Raw genomic sequence first — 21,377 nt, 5'->3', positions numbered from 1 at the left:
GGACGTGTCGGTCTTGTACGTGCCGTACCACCTCGACGAGCACCAGCCTGATCTCAACGTGCCGCTGCCCGATGGCGTGCCCGTCGCCGAATTCGCCGTGGAGCTGCCCGGCGAGGACGTCTGGTCCCGCCTCGGGCGGCTCTACGACGCCGTCGCCGCCACCGTCGAGCGGACCGTGCGGGCGGGGGAGAGGCCCGTCGTGGTCTCCGGCGACTGCACGGTGTCGATCGGCATGACGGCGGGCCTGCAACGGGCCGGGCTCGACCCCTCGATCGTCTGGATCGACGCCCACGGCGACCTCCAGACGCTGGAGACGACCACGTCCGGCTACCTCGGCGGCATGGCGCTGCGCTTCCTGCTCGGCTACCGCCCCCGCGACGTGGCCGACCGCCTGGCCCTGCGCCCGCCGCCGGAGGACCGCGTGCTGCTCGTCGACGCCCGCGACCTCGACCCGCCCGAGGCCGGCTACCTGGCGTCCTCGGGCGTGACCCGGTCGAGCCTCGACGAGGTGACGCCCGAGACCCTGCCTCCTGGGCCGCTGCTGCTCAACCTCGACCTGGACGTCCTCGACCCGTCCCGCCTGCCCGGCCTGCGTTACCCGGCGGCCGGCGGGTCCGACGTCCCGGCCCTGCTGCGGGCCGTGCGGGTGGTGCTGGACAGCGGCCGGCTCGCCGCGCTCAACCTCGCCTGCACGTGGCATCCGGGCCGGGACGATCCCGGCGGCGTCCGCGAGCACCTGGTGGCGACGATCCTGGCCGGCCTGCGGGACTGATCCTTCCCGCAGGCCGCGGCTCTCCGCCGGCTCTCCGTCAGCCGAACATGCCGGGCACGTAGTCGCCCGCGGGCTGCTGGATGGCGACGTTCACCCGGTTGAAGGTGTTGATCAGGGCGATCAGGCACACCAGCGCCGCGAGCTGCTCCTCGTCGTAGTGCTTGGCGGCGTTCGCCCAGACCTCGTCCGGGACGCCGCCGGCGGCGTCGGCGATGCGGGTGCCCTGTTCGGTCAGCTCCAGCGCGGCCCGCTCGGCCTCGGTGAACACCTTGGCCTCCCGCCAGGCGGCGACCAGGTTGAGCCGGATCTGGGTCTCCCCGGCGTGCGCGGCGTCCTTGGTGTGCATGTCGGTGCAGAAGCCGCAGCCGTTGATCTGGCTGGCCCGGATCTTCACCAGCTCCTGCGTGGCGTGCGGGAGGCTCGAGTCCATGATGACCTTGTTGGTGCTGATCAGGTGCTTCATGACCTTGTTCGCGACCGGGTTCTCGAAGAGGTTCAGACGGGCTTCCATGACGCGCTCCTTGTCGTCGTCGACTGCTTCCACCTCTCGGACGGGGCAGCCGGACGGGATGTGACAGGAACGGATGTGACGTGAGTCTCTCCGGCCGGGGGGTTGGGTCAGTGCCCTTCGTAGCGGGCCGGGCGCTTCTCGCGGAACGCGCGGGTGCCCTCCTTGGCGTCCTCCGAACCGATCACCGGCCAGCCCAGCTCGTCCGACACCTTCAGGGCCTCGGGCTCGGGCATGCCCAGGGTGTCCCGGTACGTCCGCAGGATGGCCTGGACCGCCAGCGGCCCGGAAGCGGCGATGTCCGCCGCCAGCTCCCGGGCCGTCGCCAGCGCCCGCCCGTCCGGCACGACCCGGTTGACCAGCCCCATCGACAGGGCCTCGGCGGCGGTCACGGAACGGCCGGTGAGCAGCAGGTCCATGGCGTGGCAGTACGGGATCTGGCGGGGCAGCCGGACCGCGCAGCCGCCCATGGGGAAGAGCGCACGTTTGGCCTCGAACAGCCCCAGGGTGGCCGATTCCGCCACCACCCGTAGGTCCGTCCCGACCAGCAGCTCCGTGCCGCCGGCGACCGCGTACCCCTCGACAGCGCTGATGATCGGCTTTGTCGGCAAGTCCTCCCTTAAAAGCCCTTTCCAGTGAAAATTCGGGATCTGGGCGGCTCTTGCTTGCACGTCTGGATCGGTCGAGGGTTGGCCCATGGCCTTGAGGTCGGCCCCGGCGCAGAACGTGCCCTCCGCCCCGGTCAGGATCGCGACCCGGATCGAGGGCTCGGCCGACGCGTACGCCCACGCCGAGGCCAGCCCGATCAGCATGTCCGAGGAGAGGGCGTTGCGGGCCTCCGGCCGGTTCATCGTGACGGTCAGGACGTGGCCGTCGCGTTCCACCCGGCAGTGCGGGGTGCTGATCGGCAGAAGCTCCATGTGCGCCTCCCAAGTCCCAGAAGCTACAGAATCAAGCGCTTGCTACGAACTTTACCCGCGGGATACGCTCCCCACAGCAAACGAGAACAAGTTCCTGTTTTGCTACGCCTGAGCTGAGGAGATCAGATGGGCACGCTCGGTTTCTGGAGGCTGGCGCAGGCGGATCCCGAGTGGATCGCGGCCGTCGACCCCGACGGCACGGAGCACCGCGCGGGTGACCTCCTGGCCCGTTCGAACCGCCTCGTCCACGGGTTACGCGAGCTCGGCCTGGAGCCGGGCGACGGAATCTGCGGCCTGGCCCCGAACGGCGCGGACGGCCTCGTCCTCTATCTGGCCGCGCTCCAGGCCGGCTGGTACTACACGCCGATCAACTGGCACCTCACCGGCCCGGAGATCGGCTACATCGTGTCCGACAGCGAGGCCAAGGCGTTCTTCGTCCACCCCCGCTTCCTCCAGGAGGGCGCCAGGGGAGCCGAGGCGATCGAGCCGCACCGCCGCTTCCTCCTCGGGGACGGCGGCCAGGACGGCTTCCGCCCGGCGAGCGAGCTGACCGCCGGGCAACCGGACACCGCGCCGCCCGGCCGCACGGCCGGCGCCACCATGCACTACACCTCGGGCACCACCGGCCGGCCCAAGGGCGTCAGGCGCACGCTGAGCGGCCTCGACCCCGACGACGGCGCCGAGCTGATGACCTTCCTGCTCGGCCTGTTCGGCATCACGGCCGGGCCGCCCAACGCGCACCTGGTCACCTCGCCCAGCTACCACACGGCCGTCACCCAGTTCGGCGGCAGCGCCCTGCACATGGGCCACACCCTCGTCTACATGGACAGATGGGACGCCGAGGAGACGCTCCGGCTGTGCGAGCGCTACCGCGTCACCAACTCCCACATGGTCCCCACGCACTTCAAGCGTCTGCTCGCGCTCCCCGAGGCCACCAGGGCCAAGTACGACCTGTCCTCGCTCAGGTGGATGATCCACGCCGCCGCCCCCTGCCCGGTCCCGGTCAAATGGGCGATGTTCGAGTGGTGGGGTGACTGCATCTACGAGTACTACGCGGCCACCGAGGGCGGCGGCACCCTGGCCACGCCCGAGGGTTGGAAGACGCACCCGGGCACGGTCGGCTCCGCCTGGCCGATCAGCGAGCTGCTGATCGCCGACGACCAGGGCGAACCCGTACCGACCGGCACGCCCGGGACGATCTACATGAAGATGATGGGCGTGCCCTTCGAGTACAAGGGCGACCCCGCCAAGACCGCCGCGAACCGGCTCAAGGACTACTTCACGGTCGGCGACATCGGATACCTGGACGAGGACGGCTTCCTCTTCCTCTGCGACCGCAAGGCCGACATGATCATCTCCGGCGGGACGAACATCTACCCGGCCGAGATCGAGAACGAGCTCATGATCCACCCCAAGGTCGCGGACGTGGCCGTGTTCGGCATCCCGGACGACGACTGGGGCGAGCAGATCAAGGCCGTCGTCGAGCCCGCGCCGGGCGTCGCGCCGGGGCCCGAGCTCGCGGCCGAGCTGATCGCCTCGCTGGAGGGCCGGCTGGCCCGGATGAAGTGGCCCAAGAGCGTCGACTTCATCGCGGAGATGCCCCGGGAGCCCAACGGCAAGCTGCTCAAGCGCAAGCTCCGCGCACCGTACTGGGAGGGCCACGACCGTGCCATCTGACGATCCGCTGGTCGCCCAGCACGTCCTGGAGTTCCCCGGCGGCTACACCCGGACGACCGGGCCGGTGATCGGGCGCTTCCTCACCGAGTTACGCGGCCGCCGCATCGTCGGAGTGCGCACGAAAGAGGGCAAGGTGCTCGTGCCGCCCCTCGAATACGACCCCGCCACCGGCGACCCCGTCACCTCCGAGTACGTCGAGGTCGGCCCGGCCGGCACGGTGACCTCCTGGGCCTGGGTGCCCGAGCCCCTGGAGAACCACCCGCTCGACCAGCCTTTCGCCTGGGCCACGATCCTGCTGGACGGCGCCGACACCGCGCTCGTGCACGCCGTCGCCGCCGACGGCCCCAAGGCGCTGTCGAAGGGCTCCCGGGTCTGGCCGGTGTGGCGCGACCGGCCCACGGGCCACATCACCGACATCTCCCACTTCGCGCCCGAGGTCACGAAGATCGTGTCCAACGTGCGGGCCGAGTACCGCCTCCAGGCGGGCGGCTCGCTCCGCGTCTTCCTGGAGGGCGTCGAGCGCGGCGTCTTCCTCGGCGGACGTTGCGAGCGGTGCGACCAGGTGTACGTGCCCTACCGGATGTCCTGCCCCCAGTGCGGAGGTCTCATCCCGGAGACGCTCGAACTGCCCGACACCGGGACGATCACCACGTTCGCCATCAACAACCTGCCGGATCCGCGCGCGCCGGAAGTGCCGTTCGTCTCCGCCTACATCCTGCTCGACAACGCCGACATCCCCATGATCGCCCTGATCGGCGACGTACCCGCGCACGAGGTGCGCCAGGGCATGCGGGTCAGGGCCGTCTGGGTCCCCGAGGAGGAGCGGAGCAAGTCCATGGCGAACATCCGCTGGTTCGCCCCCACCGGCGAGCCCGACGTGGAGCTGTCATGAGAGAGGTCGCGATCGTCGCGTTCGCGCAGACCGTCCACACCGACCACGACACCGGGCTCACCGAGCCCGAGCTGATCCTGCCCGTGATCAGCGAGGTCAAGGAGCGGACCGGGCTGACCAGGTTCGGCTTCACCTGCTCGGGGAGCTGCGACTACCTGGCCGGGGCGCCGTTCTCGTTCGTCAGCGCCCTGGACGCGCTCGGCGCCTGGCCGCCCGTCTCCGAGAGCCACGTCGAGATGGACGGCGCCTGGGCCCTGTACGAGGCGTGGGTCCGCCTCCAGCACGGCGACATCGACTCCGCCCTGGTCTACGGCTTCGGCAAGTCGTCGCTCGGCGACCTGCGCACCATCATGACCCTCCAGCTCGACCCCTACTACCTGGAACCCCTCGGCCTCGACCAGCTCTCCCTGGCCGCACTCCAGGCGAACGCGCTCGACGCGGACAGGAAACAGCTCGACGAGATCGTCCGCAGATCCAGGGCGGACGGCAGGAGCAACCCGTACGCGCTCGACCTGCCCGAACCGGACGGCGAGGAGATCGCGGTCGAACCCCTCAGGAAGACGGACGTGCCTCCCGTCACGGACGGCGCGGCGGCGATCGTGCTGGCCACGGCGGAACTGGCCGGACGGCTCACCAGCCGCCCCGCGTTCGTCAGGGGCATCGCCCACCGCATCGAGCCCCACTACCTGGGCATGCGGGACCTGGCCCGGTCGGCCTCCGCGGCCGACGCCGCACGGGCCGCCGGGGTCGGCAAGGGCCCGGTCGAGGTGGCCGAGCTGCACGCCCAGTTCCCGCACGAGGAGCTCATCCTGCGCGAGGCGCTCGAACTGGGCGGCGACACGGTGATCAACCCGTCCGGCGGCCCGCTCGCCGCCAACCCCGTCATGGCCACGGGGCTCATCCGCATCGGCGAGGCCGCGCGGCGCATCCTCGACGGCGGCGCGAGCCGCACCGTCGGGCACGCCGCCGGCGGCCCCTGCCTGCAGCACAACCTCGTCACGGTCCTGGAGGCGTGAATCATGGGCAACCGGTGCGCGGTGATCGGGGTCGGGCAGACGCACTACACCACCAAGCGCAGGGACGTCTCCATCGCGGGCCTGGTCCGCGAGGCGGCGCTGCGGGCCCTGGAGGACGCCGGGCTGACGTTCAAGGACATCGACGCCGTCGTGGTCGGCAAGGCGCCCGACCTGTTCGAGGGCGTGATGATGCCCGAGGCGTACCTGGCCGACGCGCTCGGCGCGGCGGGCAAGCCGATGATGCGGGTGCACACCGCGGGCAGCGTCGGCGGCTCGACGGCGCTGGTCGGCGCGAGCCTGATCCAGGGCGGCGTGCACGATCGGGTGCTGGTGGTGGCCTTCGAGAAGCAGTCGGAGTCCAACGCCACCTGGGCGCTGTCCACGCACCTGCCCTTCAGCGCGTCGCTCGTGGTCGGCGCGGGCGGCTACTTCGCGCCGCACATCCGCGAGTACATGCGCAGGTCCGGCGCGCCCGGCCACATCGGCACGCTGGTCGCCGTCAAGGACCGGCTCAACGCGCTGAAGAACCCCTACGCCCACCTCAGGATCCCCGGCATCGACCAGAAGATGGTCGAGTCCACGCCGATGCTCTGGGAGCCGATCCGCTACCTGGAGACCTGCCCGTCCAGCGACGGCGCGTGCGCGATGGTCCTGGCCGCCGAGCACAAGGTCACCGGCACCCCCGCCTGGGTGCACGGCACCGCCATGCGCTCGGAGCCCATCTTCCGGGCCGGCCGCGACACCGTCAGCCCCCAGGGCGGCAAGGACTGCGCCGCCGACGTCTACCGCCAGGCCGGCGTCACCGACCCGCGCCGCCAGATCGACGTGGCCGAGGTGTACGTGCCCTTCTCCTGGTACGAGCCGATGTGGCTGGAGAACCTGGGATTCGCGGCGGAAGGCGAGGGCTGGAAGCTGACCGAGTCCGGCGCCACGGCCCTCGACGGCGACATCCCCTGGAACGCCTCCGGCGGCGTGCTGTCGAGCAACCCGATCGGGGCCTCGGGGCTGATCAGGTTCGCCGAGGCCGCGCTCCAGGTGCGCGGCCAGGCCGGCGAGCACCAGGTGGACGGCGCCCGCACGGCGCTCGGCCACGCCTACGGCGGCGGAGCCCAGTTCTTCGCGATGTGGATCGTCGGACGGGAGAGACCCTGATGGAGTTCAACCACGCGGACCTGTTCGAGGCACTCGCCGACGCGATCGGCGACCGCACCGCCGTCATCTGCGGCGACCGTCGGCGCACCTACGCCGAGCTGGACGCCGAGGCCAACCGGCTCGCCCACTACCTCGCCGACCTGGGCGTACGGCCGGGCCAGCACGTCGGGCTGCACCTGTACAACGGCGTGGAGTACCTGGCCGGCCTGCTGGCCGCGCTCAAGATCCGGGCCGTGCCGATCAACGTCAACTACCGGTACGTCGAGGCCGAGCTGCTCTACCTCTACCAGGACGCCGACCTGCGCGCGCTGGTCTACGACGTCGAGTTCGACCCCCGCGTGGCCGCCGTCGCGCACCAGGCGCCGCTGCTGGAGCACCTGATCGCGGTCGGCGGCGAGTCGTCGATCGCCTCGGCGGTGCCGTACGAGGCGGCGCTGGAGCGCGGCAGGCCGGAACGCGGCTTCGCCCCGCGCACCGGCCAGGACGTCTACATCATCTACACCGGCGGCACCACCGGCATGCCCAAGGGCGCGATGTGGCACGTCGAGGACCTGTTCATGGCCTTCGGCGGCGGCAACCCGTACGGCGACCCGCGCACCACCCCGCAGGAGGTCGTAGACGAGGCCGTCAAGGCCACCCCCATGATCATGATGGCCACCTCGCCGCTCATGCACGGCGCCGCGCAGATGGCCACCTTCATCAGCTGGTGGGCGGGCGGGACGATGGTGCTCGTCCCCAAGTTCGAGGCCGGCGAGGTGTGGCGGGCGGTCGAGCGCGAGCGCGTGCTCACCATGAGCATCACGGGCGACGCCATGGCCAGACCCCTGGCCGAGGCGCTGGAGACGGGCACGTACGACCTGTCGTCGCTGTTCGTCGTCAGCTCGACCGGCGCGATCCTGAGCGGCGCGGTCCGCGACCGGCTCCAGGGCCTGCTGCCCGACGTCATGATCGTGGACAGCTTCGGCTCGACGGAGTCCGGCTACACCGCCTCCGCGCTGCCCGGCTCCACGCCCGAGACCGGGCTGCGCTACCAGCCCAACCCGTCGGCCAGGATCAGCGTCCTGGACGAGCGGGGACGTCCCGTTCCGCCGGGTTCGGGGCAGATGGGGACGGTGGCCAGGTCCGGGCGGGTGGCGTTCGGCTACTACAACGACCCGGACAAGTCGGCGCGCACGTTCGTCACCGACCCCGACGGCACCCGCTGGCTGCTCACCGGCGACCTGGCGACCGTGGACGCCGACGGCACCGTGCACGTGTTCGGCCGCGGCTCGCAGTGCATCAACACCGGCGGCGAGAAGGTGTTCCCCGAGGAGGTCGAGGCCGTGCTCAAGGGCCATCCGGCGGTGTTCGACGCGGTGGTGACCGGCGTGCCGGACGACCGGTGGGGGAGCAGGGTGGCGGCCGTGGTCGAGCCGCGTCCCGGCGTCGAGGTGACCGCCGCCGAGCTGGACGCCCACTGCCGGGCGTCGTTGTCGGGGTACAAGGTGCCGCGTTCGTACGCGTTCGTGAAGGAGATGGTGCGCTCGCCCGCCGGCAAGGCCGACTACCGCTGGGCCAGGGAAACCGCCGAGGCCGCCACCTCCTGACCATCCTCAACGCACTCCTGCCCGGCGTCCTCGCGCCGCCCCGGGGGCTAGGTCGTGCGTAGCTCGGCTTCCACCTGGGCCGCCTCTTCGCGTCTGCCGGACTTCTCCAGCAGCCGCAGCCGGCCGCGCAGCACGTCGCGCAGCAACTCGGTGAGCTCGCCGGTCCCGCGGTTCGCGCCGTCCGCGCCGGTGCCGCCGGTGGTCAGGAGGCCGCGCAGCAGGCCGTGCGCGACCCGGAGGGCGGTGTCGGCCGCGTCGTCCCTGCCCAGCTCCTGCTGGCAGAAGCCGAGCCGGGCGTGGGCGACGGCGGCGGCCGGCTCGTCGTCGATGACCTGGGCGCCGCGATGGAAGACCAGGCTCGCCTCCAGCGCCCGGCCCGACTCCATCAGCGCGTCGCCCAGCATGAGCATGGCGCGGGACAGGACGCCGCCGAGCAGGGGGTTCGCGGGCGCATGGCGTTCGAGCGCGGCGACGGCCTCGCGCAGCGGCCTCACCGCCGCCGCCGGCTGCTCGCGCAGCCGGAGCGCGGCGGCCAGCGTCAGCCCGGCGCCCGCCCGGCTGACGTGCAGCGCCTCGGCGTTCATGCCCGTGGTCAGCAGCTCGTCGTAGATCGCGATGGCCGCGCGGGCCCGCTGCTCGGCCTCCGCCGCCGCGCCGGGCCGCAGCAGGGGCAGCAGCTCCGAGCTCTGTGCGAGCGAATCGGCCAGGATCGCCCGGTACGTCAGCTCGCCCGGCGCCCGCCTGGCCAGCCGGATCAGCTCCTCGGCCAGCGCACCCGCCTCCCGCGCCTCGCCCAGCATCATGTGGCACCTGACCAGGCGCTGGGTGGCCAGGGCATGCCTGAGCGTGCGCGGCGGAAGGCCGGTGACGGCGATCCTGGCGTACTCGGCGGCCTCCTCGGGACGCCCGGCGGCCAGCAGGTCGTCGGCGACCGTCCCGGCCACCTCGGCCGCCGCCGCGGGCCGGGCCAGCCGGACGTGCAGCCGCATGGCCTCCACCAGGTGGGCCAGCGCCTCCTGCGTCCTGCCGGACGCGCGCAGCACCTGCCCGCGCACCTGGATCGCCTGCGCGCGCACGCCGAGCAGCCCGGCCTCGCCGCCCCGCGCCTCCGCGGCGCGTTCCTGCTCGGCCAGCGACCAGGTCACCGCCTCCAGCGCGGCCTGCGGACGGTCGAGAACGGCCAGGGCCGCGCCGAGCTGGGCGTACGTGACGGCGGCGACGGCGGGCTCGTCCAGCTCGTCGCAGAGGTCGGCGGCGCGTTCGGAGTGGGCCAGCGCCTCCACCGGCCGACCGGCCTCCAACAGCCTGACCGCGTACCTGTTCAGCGTCTCGGCCAGCGCCCTCCCGTCCTCGGACAACAGGTCCACGGCCTGCTCGAGGACGGTCAGGTCGGCGTCGCCGAGCGCGGCCAGCGCCAGGCCCAGGGTGTGCCGGTGGCGGGCGTCGAACGCGGCCAGGCCCTTGTGGACGCGTACGGCCGGAGCCGCTGTCGCGCCGCTGAGCATGAGGCAGCGGCCGAACCGCTCGTGGAGCAGCGGGTTCTCGCTGACCGGGGCCTCGCGCTCCAACGCCTCGGCGAACGCCGTCAGCAGCGGCAGCAGCCTGGCGGCCGTCCTGGGGGTGGCCGCGCGCAGATGGGCGGACAGCTCGTCCACGACCGTGGTGAGCACGTCGGGGTGGGGCAGCGGGCGTACCCGAAGGATCTGGGCGTACAGGTCGGTTCCGGCGGACGGGCCGTGACCGGTCACGCGGAGCCGGGCCAGGCGGGCCAGCGCTCGTACGTGCACGCCGGCCAGGTCCCGGGTGAGCGGGCCCTCCTCGGACATCAGGGCGATCCCCTTGGCCAGCTCGGCGGCGGCGAGGTCGCGTTCGTCCAGGTCGGCGTGGCACAGGCCGCTGAGCTCCAGGCAGGTGGCGGTGAGCAGACGGGTGCGCTCGGGCGGCTCGGGCACGAGGATGTCCAGCGCGCGGGTGACCGATTGGAGCGCTCCTGACAGGTTCCCGGCGGCCAGCCGGAGGCCCGCGTGCAGACGCAGCGCCCCCGCCAGCACGACCGGGGGCTCCAGCCGCTCGGCCACCAGCCCCTCGCACACCGCGACCAGCCGCTCCGCCTCGCCGTCGGCGGCCTCCAGGCGGCCCGTGGCCTCCAGCGCCACGACCTCCAGGGTGAGCAGCTTGGCCAGCTCCTGCTGCACCACGAAGCTGACCTCAGCCTGCGGCCCGCACGCCTCGACGGCAGCCCGAAGGTACGGCACCGCCTCCCGATACCGCCCCAGTCCCACCAATGCCCGCCCAACCGCCCCCACCACCGCCCCACCCACGACCGCGCCACCCAACATCCCCCCACCGACTCCACCCCCTCCGCGCCCGCGCCGCCCGCGCCCGCGCCGCCCGCGCCCGCGCCGCCCGCGCCCGCGCTGCCTGTGCCTGTGTTGTCCGTGGCGGTTGCTTCCGTGCCGTTCGCCATGGCCTGAGGGTGGTTCGGTGCCGTGTGGCGTCGTAGCAGGTCGGCGGCCTGGGTTGCGAGGAGGAGCCCGTCGCGGGCGCGTCCCGTTTCGGCCCAGGCGCGTGCCAGTGCGGCCTGTGCGGCGGCGTACGCTTGCACCCGCTCGGCTTGCGGCCGGTTCACGGTCTGTGGTCCGTTCGCGGTCTGTGGTCCGTTTGGGAATTGCGGCCCTTCCGCGGCCTCAGGCCGTCCTGCCACCTGCGGCCCTTTCACGCCATGTGCCTCTCTGACGCCCGCAGACCCACCGGCGCCCTGCGGCTCTCCTGCGACGCCAGGCCCTGCCGCGACCTGCGGTCCTTCCAGGCCCACAGGGTCGTTCGCGGGTACAGGCCCGTCAGCGGCCTCCAGGGCGGCGCGGCGGTCGGCGAGGTTTCGTTCGGCTCTGGCCACGTCGGGTGGCGGGGTGATCAGGGCTGTCATCCAGGGCTGTTCGGGTTCTCCGGCGGCGGCGGTGGGGTCGGTCGTCGACTCCTGCCAGGCTCGGATCTCCTCCCGATGTCGCCGGTAGGACGCGTCTTCGGCGCTCAGGGCGTCGTACAGACCGGCCGCTGCCTTCAGGTGGGCTCGGGCGTCGGCGGGGCGGTCGAGTTCGGCCAGGCACAGAGCGAGCAGGTGCCTGGAGCGGGCCTTGGCGGCTGTGTGCCGTTCGTCCAGTTCGGCGGCGAGGATCGCGGCGTCCTGGAGCGGGTCGAGCGCCTCGCGGGGGCGCGCGTCGGTCAGCAGCAGTTCGCCCAGGTCGAGGAGCTGGGCGGTCAGGGCCGGGCGGTGCTCGTCGGGTTCGAGCGCGACCAACGAGCGCAGGTTCCGCACCGCCTCGGTGGCGAACCGCTCGGCCGGGTCCAGGTCGTCCAGCTCGCGGTGGAGCCTGGCCAACAGGCTCGCGGCCTCGGCCAGCATCAGCCGCAGGCCGGGCTCCTCGCCTGCCAGGCCGCGCAGCCGTACGACGGCCTCTGCGGCGGGGGCGACGGCCTCGGCCGCCCTGCCGTGTTCACCGAGCCACCTGGCCAGCAGGCACAACCGCTGAGCCAGATCCCTGTCGGTCGGCGCCGCGCCCGCCACTGCGGCGGTGGCCGCCACGGCAAGACAGGCGGCCAACTCGGGCAACGCCCCGGGCTCGGGACCAGGGGCGGGGGCAGCGAATGGCGGGACAGGCGCGGGCGCCCGCCTGACGACGCCCGGAATGGCGGGCGGTCCGGCGTCTGGTGTGGTGGCCGGTCTGGTGATGCCGGGCTGTCCGGCGCCGGGCGTGGTGGCCTGTTCGAGGCTGGGTGACGGGGCTTGTCCGGCGGGGGGTAAGGGGGCTTGGCAGGGGGTGGGGGGCTGGTTCAGGGGAGTGGGGGTGGCTGGAAAGGTGTTCGCGGTGAGGATGTCGGCCAGGGTCGTGGCGATCTCGACGGTGCCGCCCGCCGCCGCGAACGCCTCCACCGCCTCGGCCGTCCGCCCCGAGTCCAGCAGCGCGCACGCCAGGTTGTGGTACGCCTGCCCAGCCCGTCCCGCGTACCGGGGGCCGTCCTCGGCCAGGATGCGGAACCGGGTCGCCGCCTCCTGGGCGGGCCTGAGCGCGCTGCCGGACTCGCCCGCCAGCAGCAGGCACGCCCCCAGGACGAACAGCGCCTCCGCCTGACCGGCCGCCTCCTCGTACGGGGCAGCGGCCGCGAAGATCTCCACGGCCTCGGCGGCGGCCACCACCGCCTCGCCCACCCGGCCCACGGCCGACAACCGGGACGACAACCGGGCCAGCGCCCCCGCCAGCGCGGTCCGCCTGCCACCTGCACGGAAGTGCCGTACGGCCAGCTCGGCCAGCGTCACCTCAAGAGCCCGCAGCCCGAGCTGCGGCTCGGCCCGGGAAGCGCCCCATGAATCCGTCCGGGAAGCCGCCTGCGCATCCATGCGCAGCTCCGCCTGCGGTCCGCGGGGCAGCGCGGCCACCGCCGCGATCGTCGCCCGGTCGGCCGGCAGCTGCGTGAGCGCGGCGTTGAGCAGGTCGCCGAGCCGGGTGGCGGAGTTCGCCGCCGCCTCCGCGACCAGCGCCCCGATCCTGGACGTCACCAGCGAACGCAGCGCCCGCCCCACCTCCGCCCGCTCCGCGCCCAGGCGGAGCACGTCGAGCAGGCGTGCCAGGTGCCCGGCCGTCCGCCGCTCGTGGTCGTGCACGGCCAGGACCAGCGCGTCCAGGTCCTCGGTCTCGGCGAGCGCCTGCTCGGCCACCAGGTCCGGCCCGAGCGGGCACAGCCGGTCGACGCCGGGGAAGACGCGTCCCAGCCAGTCGGCGACGACCGCCGCGGCCTGCGGGTCGCCGTGCAGGGCGGGCACGGCCGACAGCAGGCCGGGCAGCTCGGCGGGGGTGGGGGCGGTGAGCGTGAGCAGGGCGACGGACTGCCGGGCGGTGGTCTCGTCCACCTGGTCGCGGCCGGCGGGCCAGACGGTGGCCCACTGGTCGCGTTCGCGGTCGAGGAAGCGGCTGAGCAGCTCCTCGCCGACGGTCACCACCGCGCGCGTCGGGGTCCCGCTCCGGCCGCCGGGACGGAAGGCGTTCCAGGACGTCCCGGGGCGGGGCTCGGGCGCCGTCCGGTAGGGCGGTGCGCCGATCCCGCCGCCCGGCAGGGCCCCCGGGACGGCGGGCGCGGGCAGCACCTCCGACTCGCCGCCGCGCAGCCGCAGCAGGGCCGCCAGGTGGACGCGGAGCGGCAGGCCGTACTCGGGGTCGTCCAGGCGTGGGGGCGTGGGGAGCGCGGCCCGGCTCGGCGCGAACGCCTTCATGGCCGTGAACGCGTGCTCGGTGCGCTCGTTCAGGGTGAGCGGATGCTGGTTGAGCTGCACGGTCGTGGTGTTGACCCGGCGCAGCCAGCCGCCCGCCGCCGTGTCCACCCGCCGCCACCACTCCGCCTCGCCGGGCTCGCGGGCCAGCAGCAACACCCGTACGCGGGGGTTGTGCCCGTGCTTGGCCAGCCGCCGTACCAGCTCGCCCACCAGCGGAGCGGACGGCTCCGGCGACGCCACGACCACCAGTGAGGGCCGCACCGCCTCCAGCGACACCGCCGCGCGCCCGGACAGGGCGGCGAGCGCGGCGTCCATGGCCAGGAAACCGGCGTCCCAGCCCGCTTCCCGCAGTTCCTCGCACAGCTCCCCGGCCAGCCGGGTACGGCCCGTGCCGCTCCGCCCGGTCACCACCGCGACCGACAGCTCGGCGCGCTCCCCGGCCCAGGCCCGCAGGGCGGCGAGCTGCCCGTCCCGCCCGGAGTACGGCACCACGGCGTGCCGCGGCAGCAGCAGCCGCCAGTCCGGGCAGTCGGACGGCAACGGCTCCCGCGCCGGCGACAGCAGCCCGGACAGGACCACCCGCCCGTCACCGGCGGACACGCCCTCCAGCGAACCCGGCGCAGCCCCGGTCAGCTCGCGGAACCGTTCGTCGCCCAGCAGCACGCCCACGGGCACCGAGTCGAGCCGCCCACGGGCGTGCCCGGCGGCCGAGGCCGTGACGACGGCGGCGACCTGCCCGGCGGGATCGGCCAGCAGCGCGGCCCCGGCCAGGCCCGCCCACACCTCCATGGGAGGCGGCGGGCCGGGCACGTCCATGCCGAGCGTCCGCGACGCCGGGCCCGTGGGGGCGGCGGCGGTTCCGGACAGCACCCGGACGTCCCTGAACCCCGACCGCCGCCGCGCCTGCGGGAACCCCATGGCCAGGCACGGCACGCGTTCCCCGGCCAGGGCGGCCCACCGGACGTGGCCGATGCCCGGCACGTCGGCCCAGGGCGGTCCGGGCACCCGCAGCAGCGCCGCGCCGTGCCCGCGCCAGACCTGTTCGGCCGCCGCCCACCGGGACGACCAGGGCGGGCGCACCTGGCAGGGCGCCCCGGGGTCCACCACGAGGGACGAGGTCAGCACGAGATCCGTGCCGATCACATGGCCGGTCCCGGTCACGCCGACCACGTCGTCGTGCCCCGAGTAGACCTCGACGACTCGTTCGAGGCCGAGGCGGTGCGGTGGCGCGTCCATGGGTCCGCCTAGCTGCTACGTCCCGGCTTTTCGTCCCCCGATCGATCTCACTATCGCATTAAGAGCGGGAAATTTCGCGGCTTGTCATGCCTTCTCGGTTGTGAGCCAGGCGGCCAGCCCGAGGTACACCAGGCCGCTGCCCACGTCGAGCCGCCGCCGCGCCCGTACGGACCCGCGCAGCCGTCCGGCCAGCGTGGACGACAGCAGCGCGTACATGCCGTCGCTGGCCATCCCCAGCACCAGCCACAACCCGCCGAGCATCAGGATCTGCGGTCCCACCGGCCCCGCTGCCGGGACGGTGAACAGCGGCAGGAAGGTCAGGAAGAACACGGCCGTCTTCGGGTTGAGCACGTTGACCACGAACCCCTCCCAGAACAGCCGCCGCCTGGACTGCACCTGCAGCTCGACGACCTCCTCGGACTCCCCGCCGCGCTTCATCAGCTTGCGCAGGCCGAGCCAGAGCAGGTACGCCACGCCCACGTACTTGACGACCGTGAACGCGGTCGCCGAGGCCGCGATCAGCGCGCTGAGGCCGAGGGCCGCCGCGCCGATGTGGACCAGCGAGCCGGTGTGCACGCCCAGCACCGAGACGAACCCGGCCGACCGGCCCTGGGAGACGCTGCGCGTGACGATGTAGAGCACAGCGGGGCCGGGGACCAGCAGCAGTCCCATCGTGGCCACGCAGAACAGCGCGATATGCGTGATGTCCGGCATGTGTTCATCGTAAGGAGGCCGTCAACGGCTTTCCCCGGCGGGCGGCAGGCTCGCGCCGAGCGCTTCGAGCAGGGCGCCGGTGGCCGGCGGGTGTGGCGGCTCGCCGTAGACGGCGGCGTAGACGTGCCTGGTGGAGCCGGGCACCTGGGTGGCCTCGACGTCGGGGTTGCGGTGGGCGGTGAGCGCGAGGCCGGGCAGCACGGTCAGGCCCATGCCGGCCGCCACGAGCGCCTGCACGGCCACGATGTCGTCGCTGGTGAAGGAGATGCGCGGCTCGAACCCGGCCTTGGCGCAGATGTCGAGCAGGTGGCTGCGGCAGCGGTCGCAGCCGGCGATCCAGGGGGAGTCGGCGTGGTCGGCCAGCTCGCCGCCCGGCTCGGGGGAGACCAGGTAGCTGGGGTCGTCGAGGAGGTGGATCAGGTGCAGGCCGGCGTCCTCGGGGGCGGTGTCGTCGTACCGGAACATGACGGCGACGTCGACCCGGCCGGCGCGCAGCAGCCTGAGGGCCTCGGGCGGTTCGGTCTCGGTGAGCTCCAGGCGCAGCCCGGGATGGGCGGCCGCCAGGCGGCGGACGGCGGACGGGATGAACGTGCCGAGCGCCGACGGGAAGGCGGCCAGCCGCACGCGGCCCTCGCGCAGGCCCACGTGGGCGGCCAGCTCCTCGGCCGTGGCGTCGATCCGGCCGATGATGTCGGCCGCGCGGTCGGCCAGCAGCCGGCCCGCCTCCGTCAGCCGGATGCCGCGCCCCACCCGCTGGACGAGCTTGGCGCCGGTCTCGGCCTCCAGCCGGGCCAGGTGGTGGCTGATGGACGGCTGGGAATAGTGGAGCTCCTTGGCGGCCGCGGTGAGCGACCCCTTGCGGGCCACCGCGACGAGGACGCGGAGCCGGGCGACATCGAGCATTCATCAATCGTATCTATCAATAGGCCAGAAGACTTCTGTTGGACCTATCGATCGCCATGGGCCACCGTAGAGAGGGAGGACAAATTGCCGCATTTTCCCTAGGGGGACACCGTGAACATGGTCGCGACCACCACCAGGCCAGGGCTCGACGTTCTGGTGTCCGGCATCTCCGAGATCGTGGCCAGGAAGCTCGGCGCCCGCGAGACCGCCTTCGCCGTCGCCGACGTGCTGCGCGACCGGCTGCCCGGCATGGACATCCTCACGCCCGAGGAACGCCTCGGCACGCCCGACCGCTATTCCTCCCACCTGCTGCACGCCCAGGACGAGTTCTCGATCGTGGCCGTCGTGTGGCGTCCCGGCCAGTACACGGTGATCCACGACCATGTGTCCTGGTGCACGTTCGGCATCCTCAGCGGCATCGAGCACGAGACGCTCTACCGCGACATGGGCGACCACCTGGTGGAGATCGGGCGCGCCGACAACCGGCCGGGCGAGGTCAGCGGCTTCGCCCCGCCCGGCGACATCCACATGGTGCTCAACACCAGCGACGAGGTCGGGGTGTCGCTGCACGTGTACGGCGCCGACGTCGGCAAGCTGGGCAGCAGCGTGCGCCGCGTCTACGAGCTGCCGGTGCGCTGACGCCTCACCTGATGCGGCCGTGGAGCAGCTCGACCAGGGTCTGGTGGGTCTGCTCGATCGGCCGCTCGGGGTAGAGGGCGCGGCGCTCGATGGCGACCGTCAGGACCATGCCGAACAGGGCGGTCGCCGCCGTCTCCACGTCGAGGTCGGCGCGGATCTCGCCGCTGGCCGCCGCCCTGCGCAGCACGCCCGCGTACACGCCGAGCGCGCTCTCGCGCAGCCGCGCCACCGCCTCCTGCCAGGCGGTGCGCCACATCTCGGCCAGCAGCACCCGGGCGAACGGGCCGTGCTCCTCGAAGAAGCGCAGCTGGCCGAGCACGACCGAGTCGAGGGCGGCCACACCGCTCTCGCCGGTGTCGGCGGCGGCCAGCGCGCCCGCCAGCCGCTCGATCGAGTGCTCCAGCAGCGCGGAGAACAGGCCCTCCTTGCTGCCGAAGTTGTAGAACACGGTGCCCTTGGCCACCCCGGCGCGCTCGGCGATCGCGTCGACCGTGGTGGCCGCGTAGCCCTGCTCGGCGATCAGCTCGACCGCCGCCGTGAACACCTTCGCCCGGGTGTCCTGCCTGCTCACAGCGACAGCTCGGGGTGCAGGCGCTTCATGGACCAGACGCGGCCGCGCTCCACCGCGAGGGTGGTCAGCGCGAGCCCGAGCACGAGGAATGCGGACAGCACGCCGCAAGCCTGCCACACCACGGTCAGATCGCCGCCACTGATCAGCCTGCGCAGCGCCGAGACGACCCAGCTCATCGGCAGCCACGGCGAGATCGTCTGGAAGAAGCCGGGCGAGGTCTCGATCGGGTACGTCCCCGCCGCCGAGGTGAGCTGGAGCATCAGCAGCGCCAGCCCCACCACCCGGCCGGGCGGCCCGAGCAGCGCGTTGACCGCCTGCACCACCGCCAGGAACGCGGCCCCCGCCAGCAGCAGCAGCCCGATCACCCCGAGCCAGTGCGCCGCCTCCAGGCCGAGCGCGAAGCGCAGCACCGCCGCCAGCACCCCGACCTGGGCCGCGCCCAGCGCCACCGCGGGCAGCCAGCCGGCCAGCGCGATGCGCACCGCGCCCTGGGTGCCGGCCAGCCGCCGCTGGTTCAGCGGCTTGAGCACCATGAACGTGATCATCGCGCCCACCCACAACGCCAGCGGCAGGAAGAACGGCGCGAACCCGGTGCCGTAGTTGGGGACCTCGTTGTCGACCGTCTTGGCCAGCCGCACCGGGTCGCTCATCACGTCGGCGCGCGCGGCCCGCTGCCGGGCGTCGTAGTCGGGGATCTTCTCCGCGCCCTCGCCGAGCCCGCCCGCCAGGTCCTTCGAGCCCTTGGCGAGCTGGTCCATGCCCTTGTCCACCTGGCCCGCGCCGTCGTGCAGCCGGCCGACCCCGGTGCGCAGCGTGCTCGCGCCGTCGCTGAGCTTGACCAGCCCGCCGCCGAGCTGCCCGAGGCCGCTGGTGACCTGGGCCGAGCCGTCGTGCAGCTTGGTCGCGCCCTGGTAGAGAGTGCCCGCGCCGGTGCCGGCCTTGGCCAGGCTCGCGTCCACGGTCGCCGCGCCCGCGGCCAGCTTGGCCAGGCCGTCGTCCAGGGCGTTCACCTGGGTCCTGACCTGGTCGACCTTGGGGCCGATCTGCGGGGCCACGGCCGCGATCTTCCTGGCGTTCCTGGCCAGCTCGCGGGCCTGGGCGGACAGGGCGGAGGCGCCGCCCGTGCCGCCGGTGCCCGCCGAGCCGGCCTGCTCGGCGGCGCGTTCGGCGGCGTTGGCCGCGCTGCGCAGCAGGGAGCGCACCTCGGGGTCGGCGTCCGCGCCGAGGCGGTCGAGCGCGGCCTGGGCCTGGGAGGCGGCCTCGCGGGCGCTGCCCGCCGCGCGGGTCGCGCCGGCGCCCGTGCCGGAGCCGTCCGCCAGCCGGTCGGCGGCGTCGGCCACCTGCTCGGCGGCGTCGGCGACCTTCGGGCCCCACTCGTTCAGCACGGGCACGTACTTGTCGGCGAGCTGGTTGACCGCGCGCGTCTGGGTGTGGACCTGGTCGGCCGCCTTCCTGGTGCCCTTCCGCAGCTCGGAGGTCCCTTCGCTGCGCAGCTTGCGCAGGCCGTCGCGCAGCTCGCCGATGGCCTGCTGCGCCTTGCCGATGCCGCCGGTGACCTGGGCCGAGCCGTCCCGCAGCTTGCCGGTGGCGGTGTTGGCGCTGTTCAGGCCGACGGAGAGCTGCTGGGCGCCGTTCTCGGCGGTGCCGAGGCCGGAGTTGAGCCGGGAGACGCCGTCGCCGGCCTTGACCGCGCCGTCGTGCAGCTTGCCGGCGCCGTCGGCGGCCTCGGTGGTGGCGTCGTGGATGTCGCCGATCGAGACGAAGACCTTGTCGAAGTAGTCGTGGATGGCCGTGCGCTCGGCGGCGGCGCGCACCTCGTTGAAGACCGCGTCGGAGATGCTGCCGACGATGTAGCTGCGGCCGGTGTCCACGCGCAGGCCGAGCTGGGCGGGGGTGGGGGTCGTCGTGTCGTCGGACGGGGAGGCCAGGCGGGCGCTGAAGTCGGCGGGCACGGTGAGCGACAGGTAGTAGCTGCCGTCGGCGACCCCGTCGGCCGCCTGCCGGGGCGTGGCCTCGTGCCAGGCGAACGTCCTGCGCTCGCGCAGCTCGTCGGCCAGGTCCTGGCCCGCGTGCAGGGTCTTGCCGTCGACCGTGGCCGGGCGGTCCTCCATGACCAGCGCGACGGGGACCCGGTCGAGGTTGCCCTGGGGGTCCCAGAACGACCACAGGTACAGTCCGGCGTACAGCAGCGGCAGCACGATCACCGCCGCCAGCGCAGCCCGGGTCAACCGGGACCGCAGCATGCCCTTCATCACAGCTCCACGAGGTGGTCGTAGCGGGCGGGCGGGCGCACGCAGGTCGCGACCACGGCCGTGCCGAGGCCGGCGCCGAGGTCGCGCAGGAGGTCCCAGAGCTCCCGTACGCGGTCGTCGGGCAGGCCCGCGTCCACGTTGTCGGCGAGGATCACCGCGGGCTCGTCCAGCAGGGCCAGGGCGACGCCGAGGCGCACCTGCTGCTCGCGGTCCAGCTCGCTCACCGGCGTCGTGTCCGGCGCCGCGAGCCCCGCCCGCTTCAGAACTTCCTGGTACGGCCTGCGCCTGCGCTCCCGCAGGTGCTCCTTGACCGTCAGCGCCCTGTCGAGATCCGTCACGCCGTCCACCAGCGCGAGCGCCGCCGCCTTGCGGATGGCCCGCGGCCTGGTGTGCCCGGCGACGGAGAGCGTGCCCGTCGTCGGCTTCATCCGCCCGGCCAGCGTGAGCAGCAGGCTCGTACGCCCGCTGCCCGCCGGCCCGGCGACCGCCGTGAGCGTCCCGGGGCCCGCCTTCAGCGAGACCGCCGGGTACACCCCCTCGATCGACAAGCCCTCCGCGACGATCACCACAACCCCATCTCTTGAACTGACTGGTCAGTACAAAAGATTACCTCGTGATGCGGTGCGTCACACTGTGAGATACGCCTCGAACCGCTCGGCCAGCTCCTTCGGCCGCGAGAGCATGACCATGTGACTGCCCCCGATCTCGTCGGGCATGACACCGAGCCGTTCCCGCACCACCCGCCGCATGAACTCGGGTGGGAAGAACCGGTCGTCCCGGCAGAGCAGGAACCTCGTCGGCACGTCGGGCCATGCCGCGCCCGGCCACGGCTCGACGGACGACTTCTCCGCCTGCGGACGCCCCCGCGACAACTCCTCCTCCGCCAGCTCCTCCGGGACGTCGTGCATGTACTGGGCGATCGTGTCCAGGTCGTCGGCGCCCTGGTAGCCGGTGTTGGCCCACCAGTCGCCCGGCGGCTCGCCCGGGACCGGGATCATGGCCGTGACCAGCACGAGCAGCTTGACGGGCAGCCGGTCGCAGACCAGCGGGCCGACGAAGCCGCCCCACGAGTGGGCCACCACGACCAGCTCGTCCGCCTCGCCGACGGCCCGCGCCACCGTGTCGGCGTAGTCGGCCAGGCCGGCCGACTCGTCCTCGATCGGCAGGTCGACGGCCACCGTGCGGTGGCCCCGGGCGCGCAGCTCGGCCTCGACCAGGTGCCAGTCCCAGGCGGAGCTGCCGCCGCCGTGGATCAGCGCGAACGTCGCCATCC

Annotated in this window: 16 protein-coding genes; 7 read left to right on the top strand and 9 right to left on the bottom strand. The window is 73.4% G+C overall.

The window, feature by feature from the left end; translation table 11 throughout:
- The first annotated feature begins 4 nt into the window (after positions 1–4).
- Positions 5–772 carry an arginase family protein gene (locus ACNF49_RS51250; protein ID WP_482942198.1) on the top strand — a complete coding sequence of 256 codons (768 nt, stop codon included), beginning with the start codon at positions 5–7 and terminating at the stop codon, positions 770–772.
- 37 nt (positions 773–809) lie between these two features.
- Here the strand turns inward: ACNF49_RS51250 and ACNF49_RS51245 are convergent, their stop codons facing one another.
- Both ACNF49_RS51245 and ACNF49_RS51240 read right to left on the bottom strand, forming a co-directional pair.
- Positions 810–1,283, bottom strand: a complete 474-nt coding sequence (locus ACNF49_RS51245; protein ID WP_357970407.1) for a carboxymuconolactone decarboxylase family protein — start codon at positions 1,281–1,283, stop codon at positions 810–812.
- 107 nt (positions 1,284–1,390) lie between these two features.
- Positions 1,391–2,200: a crotonase/enoyl-CoA hydratase family protein gene (locus tag ACNF49_RS51240; RefSeq protein ID WP_357970409.1), complete on the bottom strand. Its 810-nt coding sequence runs from the start codon at positions 2,198–2,200 to the stop codon at positions 1,391–1,393.
- Positions 2,201–2,326: 126 nt separating this feature from the next.
- Here ACNF49_RS51240 and ACNF49_RS51235 point away from each other — a divergent pair, with 126 nt between their 5' ends.
- The 5 genes from ACNF49_RS51235 to ACNF49_RS51215 are packed head-to-tail and all read left to right on the top strand — an operon-like array spanning position 2,327 to position 8,523.
- Positions 2,327–3,877 carry an acyl-CoA synthetase gene (locus tag ACNF49_RS51235; protein ID WP_357970412.1) on the top strand — a complete coding sequence of 517 codons (1,551 nt, stop codon included), beginning with the start codon at positions 2,327–2,329 and terminating at the stop codon, positions 3,875–3,877.
- Positions 3,867–4,769, top strand: coding sequence for a Zn-ribbon domain-containing OB-fold protein (locus ACNF49_RS51230; protein ID WP_357970415.1), 903 nt, complete (start codon positions 3,867–3,869; stop codon positions 4,767–4,769). Before ACNF49_RS51235 ends, ACNF49_RS51230 begins: the two co-directional genes overlap by 11 nt.
- Positions 4,766–5,785 (top strand): thiolase family protein, encoded by a 1,020-nt coding sequence (locus ACNF49_RS51225; protein WP_357970418.1) that lies wholly within the window; start codon positions 4,766–4,768, stop codon positions 5,783–5,785. Before ACNF49_RS51230 ends, ACNF49_RS51225 begins: the two co-directional genes overlap by 4 nt.
- A gap of 3 nt (positions 5,786–5,788) precedes the next feature.
- Entirely contained in the window at positions 5,789–6,937 is a 1,149-nt protein-coding gene (locus tag ACNF49_RS51220) for a thiolase family protein (RefSeq protein WP_357970420.1), read from the top strand.
- A complete protein-coding gene (locus ACNF49_RS51215) occupies positions 6,937–8,523 on the top strand; it encodes an acyl-CoA synthetase (RefSeq protein WP_482942197.1) in 1,587 nt (528 codons plus the stop codon). Before ACNF49_RS51220 ends, ACNF49_RS51215 begins: the two co-directional genes overlap by 1 nt.
- 1,825 nt (positions 8,524–10,348) lie before the next feature.
- On the opposite strand, the gene ACNF49_RS51210 is transcribed toward ACNF49_RS51215, so the two are convergent.
- From ACNF49_RS51210 to ACNF49_RS51200, 3 genes are all read right to left on the bottom strand, one after another.
- Positions 10,349–15,025, bottom strand: a complete 4,677-nt coding sequence (locus tag ACNF49_RS51210) for a hypothetical protein (protein WP_482942196.1) — start codon at positions 15,023–15,025, stop codon at positions 10,349–10,351.
- A gap of 84 nt (positions 15,026–15,109) precedes the next feature.
- The gene (locus ACNF49_RS51205; RefSeq protein ID WP_357970429.1) at positions 15,110–15,739 is read right to left on the bottom strand and encodes a LysE family translocator; all 630 of its coding nucleotides are present in this window, start codon (positions 15,737–15,739) and stop codon (positions 15,110–15,112) included.
- A gap of 21 nt (positions 15,740–15,760) precedes the next feature.
- Positions 15,761–16,642, bottom strand: coding sequence for a LysR family transcriptional regulator (locus tag ACNF49_RS51200; protein WP_357970431.1), 882 nt, complete (start codon positions 16,640–16,642; stop codon positions 15,761–15,763).
- Positions 16,643–16,759: 117 nt separating this feature from the next.
- On the opposite strand from ACNF49_RS51200, the gene ACNF49_RS51195 reads away from it, so the two are divergent.
- Entirely contained in the window at positions 16,760–17,281 is a 522-nt protein-coding gene (locus ACNF49_RS51195; protein ID WP_357970674.1) for a cysteine dioxygenase family protein, read from the top strand.
- Positions 17,282–17,285: 4 nt separating this feature from the next.
- Here the strand turns inward: ACNF49_RS51195 and ACNF49_RS51190 are convergent, their stop codons facing one another.
- Genes ACNF49_RS51190 through ACNF49_RS51175 form a run of 4 tightly spaced genes read right to left on the bottom strand, consistent with a single transcriptional unit; the run spans position 17,286 to position 21,375 of the window.
- Positions 17,286–17,852, bottom strand: a complete 567-nt coding sequence (locus ACNF49_RS51190; protein WP_352349411.1) for a TetR/AcrR family transcriptional regulator — start codon at positions 17,850–17,852, stop codon at positions 17,286–17,288.
- Positions 17,849–20,104 carry a YhgE/Pip family protein gene (locus tag ACNF49_RS51185; RefSeq protein ID WP_482942195.1) on the bottom strand — a complete coding sequence of 752 codons (2,256 nt, stop codon included), beginning with the start codon at positions 20,102–20,104 and terminating at the stop codon, positions 17,849–17,851. The genes ACNF49_RS51190 and ACNF49_RS51185 overlap by 4 nt, the downstream gene beginning before the upstream one ends.
- A complete protein-coding gene (locus tag ACNF49_RS51180; protein WP_498703681.1) occupies positions 20,104–20,670 on the bottom strand; it encodes an ABC transporter ATP-binding protein in 567 nt (188 codons plus the stop codon). The genes ACNF49_RS51185 and ACNF49_RS51180 overlap by 1 nt, the downstream gene beginning before the upstream one ends.
- Positions 20,671–20,730: 60 nt before the next feature.
- Positions 20,731–21,375 (bottom strand): alpha/beta fold hydrolase, encoded by a 645-nt coding sequence (locus tag ACNF49_RS51175; RefSeq protein WP_482942193.1) that lies wholly within the window; start codon positions 21,373–21,375, stop codon positions 20,731–20,733.
- Positions 21,376–21,377 lie beyond the last annotated feature (2 nt).

The sequence above is a fragment of the Actinomadura sp. ATCC 39365 genome, assembly GCF_054392275.1.
Note: the sequence above shows the minus strand (reverse complement) of the source record. Positions and strands in the feature narration are given on the sequence as shown.